The sequence below is a fragment of the Syntrophales bacterium genome (assembly GCA_030018935.1).
GTDB lineage: Bacteria > Desulfobacterota > Syntrophia > Syntrophales > CG2-30-49-12 > CG2-30-49-12.
On record JASEGZ010000028.1, the window covers coordinates 1 to 1,702 of the forward strand.

Annotated in this window: 2 protein-coding genes; both read left to right on the plus strand. The window is 40.0% G+C overall.

Going from position 1 to position 1,702, the window contains the following annotated elements; genetic code table 11:
• The first annotated feature begins 59 nt into the window (after positions 1–59).
• The gene (locus tag QMD03_06475) at positions 60–1,319 is read left to right on the plus strand and encodes a cell wall biosynthesis glycosyltransferase (GenBank protein ID MDI6776872.1); all 1,260 of its coding nucleotides are present in this window, start codon (positions 60–62) and stop codon (positions 1,317–1,319) included.
• Positions 1,320–1,334: 15 nt separating this feature from the next.
• Positions 1,335–1,702: hypothetical protein (locus QMD03_06480; protein MDI6776873.1), on the plus strand; the 368-nt coding region annotated here is incomplete at its 3' end.

A 1,702-nucleotide genomic window follows, 5' to 3' on the forward strand; every position in this document is an offset into this window, starting at 1 on the left:
GGACCCTTGACAATGTTCTACTTTATTGGCATGATTCGACAGGCTGAATAGTTACAATTATGGAAGACATTGTTATAGGAAGAGAGATTCAAGGGGCAATTGAAAAAATTGAGGAAGCCAACATCCTCGTTGGAATCCCGAGCTATAATAATGCCACTACAATAGGCCATGTGGTTAAAGCGGTACAGGCAGGACTGGCCAAATATTTCCCCAATAAAAAATCTGTTCTTGTGAATTCTGATGGTGGATCGACTGATGGGACTATTGATGTTGTTCAGAGTGCAACTGTTGAGGATTTCCAATCCGTCCTCCTTCATCATAGAGTAAAACCTCTTTATAAGATAACAACTCCGTATCACGGTATCCCGGGCAAAGGAAGCTCCTTTAGGACAATTTTTGAGATAGCGGATGCCCTTAATGTGAAGGCATGCGCAGTGGTGGACTCCGACCTGAGAAGCATTACTCCTGAGTGGATTGAACTCATGATTAAACCTGTCATTGAAAGTGGTTTTGACTATGTTTCTCCCCTCTATCACAGACATAAATATGACGGAACAATAACAAATAGTGTAATTTATCCATTAAGCAGAGCATTGTATGGAAAACAGGTAAGACAGCCCATCGGGGGAGATTTTGGATTCTCAGGCAAACTAGCGAAATTTTATCTAACAAAAGATGTCTGGGAAACTGATGTTGCACGATATGGGATAGACATATGGATGACAACTACAGCTGTTGCTAATAACTTTAAGGTTTGTCAGTCTTTCTTAGGCGCAAAGATTCATGATCCTAAGGATCCGGGGGCTGATCTGAGCGCAATGCTCTACCAGGTAGTGGGTGCAACCTTTGATCTTATGGAGACTTACCCGGAAGTTTGGAGAACAGTCAAAGGATCTGAAAAGGTACCAACCTTTGGTTTTCAGTATGCCGTGGGGCTTGAGCCGGTTTCTGTAAATCTCGATAGAATGATTGATAAATTCAGGCTCGGGATCAAGGAATTGATCGGTTTATGGAAGCTGTTTATCCCGAAAGAGATTATTAATTTTCTTCACAAGATGGAAGTCGTTCGCAAGGTAGAATTTAATATCCCGGATGAAATATGGGTTGAAATTATTTATAGCTTTGCTGTTGCTGCTCACGGTAAGGTTTTGAATAAAGAACATCTCTTGAAATCTCTTACACCCTTATATCTTGGAAGGGTGGCCTCGTTTGTTATCGAAACATGGGAAAGCAGCGCCGTAGAGGTTGAAGAAAATATAGACAGATTATGTATGAACTTCGAAAATGGGAAAAGTTTTTTACTAAATAACTGGGCTTGAAGAAAGGAGATATTTATGAACTTTCTGCAGAGGATAATCATTGAACCATTGGATAAATTCTTAGAAAGGTTACTGCAATTTCTCCCCGAAATCCTTACTTCCATACTCATATTTATCTCCGGTGTTGTCCTCGGCTTGATTCTCAAATCTATATTTTCTATATTTTTCCGTGCGATAAAGCTTGACAAATTTTCAGAGAGATTTGGTGTAGTCGAGATGATACAAAAGGCTGGAGTAAAAGAACCTCTTTCTCTGATCATTTCGAGATTCGTTAGCTGGGTAACCATCATCAGTTTTTCGATCCTGTCATTACGATCACTGAATGTCCCTGTCATAGAAAGGATACTGGAAAAGTTTCTTCTTTATTTGCCAAATGTCTTTGT

Excerpts from the sequence above, each read along its gene's own strand:
- QMD03_06475 (MDI6776872.1), top strand. The coding sequence starts at position 60 with ATGGAAGACATTGTTATAGGAAGAGAGATTCAAGGGGCAATTGAAAAA.